General features: G+C 55.2%; 9 protein-coding genes and 1 pseudogene. 3 read left to right on the top strand and 7 right to left on the bottom strand.

Annotated features, from left to right (window positions below; translation table 11 throughout):
* Nucleotides 1–710 (bottom strand): ComEC/Rec2 family competence protein (locus tag A6M21_RS14150; protein WP_151191958.1); only part of this gene is annotated, 710 nt, incomplete at its 3' end.
* A 68-nt stretch (nt 711–778) separates the two neighbouring features.
* Here A6M21_RS14150 and A6M21_RS14145 point away from each other — a divergent pair.
* On the top strand, nt 779–1078 hold the full coding sequence (locus A6M21_RS14145; RefSeq protein WP_078060736.1) for a helix-turn-helix domain-containing protein: 300 nt from the start codon (nt 779–781) through the stop codon (nt 1076–1078).
* A 91-nt stretch (nt 1079–1169) separates the two neighbouring features.
* Here A6M21_RS14145 and A6M21_RS19500 read toward each other — a convergent pair whose 3' ends face one another.
* Nucleotides 1170–1463: a DinB/UmuC family translesion DNA polymerase gene (locus A6M21_RS19500; RefSeq protein ID WP_427854630.1), complete on the bottom strand. Its 294-nt coding sequence runs from the start codon at nt 1461–1463 to the stop codon at nt 1170–1172.
* Between A6M21_RS19500 and A6M21_RS19495 the strand changes: the two genes are divergently transcribed.
* On the top strand, nt 1437–1535 hold the full coding sequence (locus A6M21_RS19495; RefSeq protein WP_078060735.1) for a helix-turn-helix domain-containing protein: 99 nt from the start codon (nt 1437–1439) through the stop codon (nt 1533–1535). The genes A6M21_RS19500 and A6M21_RS19495 overlap by 27 nt on opposite strands.
* A 64-nt stretch (nt 1536–1599) precedes the next feature.
* Entirely contained in the window at nt 1600–2313 is a 714-nt protein-coding gene (locus tag A6M21_RS14140; protein ID WP_066669957.1) for an SDR family NAD(P)-dependent oxidoreductase, read from the top strand.
* A gap of 43 nt (nt 2314–2356) precedes the next feature.
* Here A6M21_RS14140 and A6M21_RS18030 read toward each other — a convergent pair whose 3' ends face one another.
* The 5 genes and pseudogenes from A6M21_RS18030 to A6M21_RS14125 form a co-directional block, all read right to left on the bottom strand.
* Complete coding sequence (locus A6M21_RS18030; RefSeq protein ID WP_078060734.1) at nt 2357–2626, bottom strand: copper amine oxidase N-terminal domain-containing protein; 270 nt, start codon at nt 2624–2626, stop codon at nt 2357–2359.
* A gap of 147 nt (nt 2627–2773) precedes the next feature.
* Nucleotides 2774–3193: a Y-family DNA polymerase gene (locus A6M21_RS14135; RefSeq protein WP_078060737.1), complete on the bottom strand. Its 420-nt coding sequence runs from the start codon at nt 3191–3193 to the stop codon at nt 2774–2776.
* 25 nt (nt 3194–3218) lie between these two features.
* Complete coding sequence (locus A6M21_RS14130) at nt 3219–3677, bottom strand: gamma-glutamylcyclotransferase family protein (protein WP_066669951.1); 459 nt, start codon at nt 3675–3677, stop codon at nt 3219–3221.
* Between the two features lie 49 nt (nt 3678–3726).
* A complete protein-coding gene (locus A6M21_RS19395) occupies nt 3727–3858 on the bottom strand; it encodes a restriction endonuclease (protein ID WP_345788106.1) in 132 nt (43 codons plus the stop codon).
* 13 nt (nt 3859–3871) lie between these two features.
* Nucleotides 3872–4334: pseudogene (locus A6M21_RS14125) on the bottom strand (IS1634 family transposase); the annotation flags it as partial.

Here is a 4334-nt window from a genome sequence, read left to right as displayed (position 1 = left end):
AGTGCCAACGGCGGGGTGGAGACAAAAATCACCCCCCCGGGCAGTTTATGCACCAGGGAGATCAAACCCATGAAGATGGTCAGGGTTAATGATGTGCCGGCGTTGATTATACCGGCCAGGGCGGGGAATACCAGGCCGGTCAGGGAGGCGCCCGCGCCCAGGGCCATGATTATCCCGGTCAGGGGAACGGCCACCAGGTTGGCAACCAGGGAAACCGGGGAAACCAGGTTGTAATAAAAGGCCACCAGGGGCAGGGTGGCCAATTGCGCGGCCAGAGAAACCCAGAGGGTGCCCCGCAGCCAGACGGGCATTGGTGTCACCCGCTGGCACAGCCGGTCCAACTCCGGACCAAGGTAAAGTATACCCCAGGTGGCGGCGAAGGAAAGCTGGAACCCGGTATCGTACAAGGAGAGGGGACGCCAGAACAGGCAGACCAGGGCGGCCGCCGCCAGAGTGGTCGGCCAGTCCCGTTCCCGGCCCAGATGGTTGGCCCAGAGCAGCATCAAGGCCATCACGGTGGAGCGAATCACCGCCGGCCCCAGACCGCTCAGTATGGCGTATAAAATCAGCACGGCGCTGGCCGCCGGTGCCGTTGCGGCATGAGGCAGGCGTAAAATGCCGGCCAGGATCAGGACGGCGCCCAGAACCAGACCCACGTGCAGGCCGGAAACACTTAAAATATGTGTTACGCAAGCGGTGCCCAGGTACATTTCAGACCAAGGCCCGTCTTGACGCCCGATATGATCTCGAAACGGTACGGCGCAAGGTAAGGAAAATAATGTCCTCCTTTTCGTTCCCCGACATTGACTTTTCCTTGCCACCCGGGCAAAGGTTGCGCCTTTTGCGCGAGGCGGCGGGACTGTCCAACAAAGAGATGTCCCGCCGGTCCGGGGTTAGCTCAACGACGATCACCAACGCTGAAAAGGGCCGGCTTGCATTAAGGGTGCCGACCGCGGTGAAGCTGGCCAGCGTTATGGGAATTTCCCCGGGGTTACTGCTCATCGGTAATGGTATCTCCAATAAAGGAGATCCGGCGGAAAGGTTGCGCAATGTCAGATACATGCTGGGCGTGACCTAGGCGGAATTTGCTGATATTATATGCGTCAATGCATCATCCGTCCGAGATTGGGAGTTGGGTGAACGAGAGTTGACGGGCAGATGCTGGAAAGTCATTCAGGTGGTGGGAGATGAGGTGTTGGGTTATCTGCAAAAGGGCGGTTACTAATCGCCCTTTTCACCACATCCCGACCAAACTTTTCCCGCAACTCATCCACCACCCGGCACACCTGCCCGTCCCTGTCCGGCTCACGGAATAGCGATAACTGCTCGCATGCTCCGTCATCCAGGTTGGACACCTGCACCCCGATCAATCGCCACGGCGGCCGGCCGCAGTTAACCAAAAATAATTCCCGCGCCGCCCGGTAAATGGTGCAGTCATGGTTTCCTCGCTCACCAAGACTCAACTGGCCAGGATGCTTGGCATCGGGAGAACAACTCTTTACCGCAAACTACGCAGATACAAAAAGGAAGATTGATGCTATAATATGGACATCTGATGGAATAATGCACCAAAGATTATAAAAAAGGAAGGTGTCGGGCGTGAACAAGGCGATCGTGGTTGGGGCCACGTCCGGGATGGGCCGGGAGCTGGCCAAGCTCCTGGCTGTGCACGGTTATACGGTCGGGCTGACCGGAAGAAGAGAGCATCTGCTGGTGGAATTACAGCAGGAGATCGCTGCTCCGTCGTATATCAGAAGTTTTGACATTGCCGCCCCTGAAGCCATGAACCTGCTGGCAGACATGATCCAGGAAATGAATGGGGTCGACCTGGTCGTCATCAGCGCCGGCACCGGAGTATTCAACCCGGACCTTGATTTTGCCGGGGAACTGGAGACGATCGCCGTCAATGTGACCGGTTTTGCAGCCATGGCCAACGTCGCTTTCAAGCACTTCGTCAAACGGGGAGCGGGCCACCTGGTTGGGATCTCCTCCATCGCCGCTCTCAGGGGGAGCGGGAACGCTCCTGCCTATGGCGCCTCCAAGGCGTTCGTTTCCAATTACCTGGAGGGACTGCGGCAAAAGGCCTCCAAGCTGAAGCTACCGATCACCATCACCGATGTGCAGCCCGGCTTTGTCGATACAGCCATGACCAAGGGGCAGAAGGGTCTTTTCTGGGTGGCATCACCGGTAAAAGCCGCCCGGGAGATCTACGGGGCGATCGCCGGCCGGAAGAATCACGTCTACATCACGAGGCGCTGGGGACTGATCGCCTGGCTACTGAAAAACCTGCCGGATCGCCTGGTTAAGCTCTAGATGACAACAACCCCGTCTGCAGTGCCGGGCGGCGCTACGGCTGTCAAGACCCGGGATAGGTCACAGTGACCGTTTCTCCGGCCTGATCCCGGTCCACCTTGCACCCCAGATTCTCGGCAATGAAACGCAGGGGGATCATCAAGCGCCCGGGTGAGGCCATCATGGAGACGACCCCCGGGTTGTCCGGATCGATGGGCGTCTCCTTGCCGTCCACCATAGCGATGCTTTTCCCGATCCCGAGTGCGATCGTCTTCCCGTTCAGGGAGACGGTCGCTTGTTGATCCCAGGTGTTCCAGTCCACCGAAGCGCCCAATGATTTGGCGTCGTCTCTTTACGTTTTACATTTTAGCATAATGGTAAAACAACTGCCCTTTCCTGATTCGCTTTGTACTATTATCCAGCCTCCATGAGCTTCTACGATGCTTTTGGCCAGGGCTTTTAGCCAGGAACTTGTTGATCGTTACGCCGGCGGAAAGGAGCGTCTTAATTCCCGCCTCACCTCCTCCCGGATCTCTCTGGCAGTTTCCACGCCTTTCCCAGGCGGTACGGCAATGTATGCCTCGTCGATGGACACCGGCTCTATTTGCGCGGCGAACCGGGCGTAGACGGCGAATACATGGGCTGATACCTGGCGGTAGCGGGCCAGGTCCACCGGAAGAAAAACGGCGTCCGGGCAAAGCCTGACCGCCCGGCTCATGGGCATGGCTGAACGGATGCCGTATCTCCGGGCCTCGTATGAGCACGTGGCGACCACGCCGCGCTCGTCCGGCCGGACGCCGACGATGACCGGCTTGCCATGGTATTCGGGGTGGTCGCGCTGTTCAACGGAGGCGAAGAAAGCGTCCAGGTCGCAAAGAAGGATGTCGTGGGTTGAAGGCATGGGGATCACCCAGACAAGGAATGTATCAGTCTAATATCTCTACCGCCCGCAGGTGTTGTATATACTTTTCGCTCATATAATCCTTACCTGCCAGTAGGTGATTAAGGTACTCACGGGTAGGTTTGAGTCCGTCTCGCACTTTATCTGGATTAGCCACATAGGTTACGGCTGCCACGACTTCGCCTTTATCCTGCCGCACTACGTTAATTTGGTAACGGATGTAGTGAGCAGGGACACCTTCATAACAATCCAACTTCTGTAGCTCTTCTTCCGTTACGGCATACAGGACGCCTTCTACTATTTCGCCCGGACAGGGTACGATGTTGGCAAAACCCTCACCGGTCTTTTTCGACGTCTTGTTGAACTCCAGATGCCAGTTCCCGAGCGTCCCGGGAATACGGTCGGGTAGGAATCCTATACGTTCTTTTATCCGCTCCGCGTCTATGTTGGAGCCATAGGCGAAGTACCAAAGGTTCTCACTCAAGTTTTAATTTCACCTCTTTCACTTAAAATAATATTTTTCTATTAACTTACTATATCTCAAGTAACTTCTCATAACTATCTACTACATCATATTTGACGCTACCATTACTAATTTTTTCAAAATGCTTCTTGGCGCAGTGTATTTTGGCTTCTTTAATTTTTCTTAGCTCCAGTGAATCCATGCTGCCCTTGGTTCAGATTTTCTTTGACTGTCCGGTAACGGCCACCCGTTTTGAGCACCGCACCGACGTCTTTAATCTTGCGCATGCGCATGCCTACAATGTATTCGATGCGGCCTTTGTCCAGGTCGTCCAAAATCTCCTTGCTCACCATGCCCCGGTCACCGACGAAGATGACCCGGGTCAGATTGAAGCGCTTGCGCACTTTGGCGATGATCTGCCGGAAGGTAGCAACGTCAGATGTGTTTCCGGGGAATACTTCATGAGCAATGGGTATGCCGATTCTGGTCATTACCACGCCAATCATGACCTGAATTCTGTCCGGGCGGTGATCTTTGGAGTAACCGTAACGGCCCAATTCAACAGGCCCTTGGCCTTCAAAGTAAGTTGAGGTGGTATCCCAGAATACCATATCCACATCCATGTCAAACAGATTTCTGGTATTTTCAAAAAGATCGGGTTCAATTTTTTCTTTGTAT

It is taken from the genome of Desulfotomaculum copahuensis (assembly GCF_001655685.1).
Lineage (GTDB): Bacteria > Bacillota > Desulfotomaculia > Desulfotomaculales > Desulfovirgulaceae > Desulfotomaculum_G > Desulfotomaculum_G copahuensis.
This window is presented reverse-complemented; position numbering and strand designations above follow the sequence as displayed.

What these genes read in the sequence shown, in the direction of transcription:
- A6M21_RS14145 (WP_078060736.1), top strand. Translation starts at nt 779, where the DNA reads ATGTCCTCCTTTTCGTTCCCCGACATTGACTTTTCCTTGCCACCCGGG.
- A6M21_RS19495 (WP_078060735.1), top strand. Translation starts at nt 1,437, where the DNA reads ATGGTTTCCTCGCTCACCAAGACTCAACTGGCCAGGATGCTTGGCATC.
- A6M21_RS19395 (WP_345788106.1), bottom strand. Translation starts at nt 3,858, where the DNA reads ATGGATTCACTGGAGCTAAGAAAAATTAAAGAAGCCAAAATACACTGC.
- A6M21_RS14135 (WP_078060737.1), bottom strand. Translation starts at nt 3,193, where the DNA reads ATGCCTTCAACCCACGACATCCTTCTTTGCGACCTGGACGCTTTCTTC.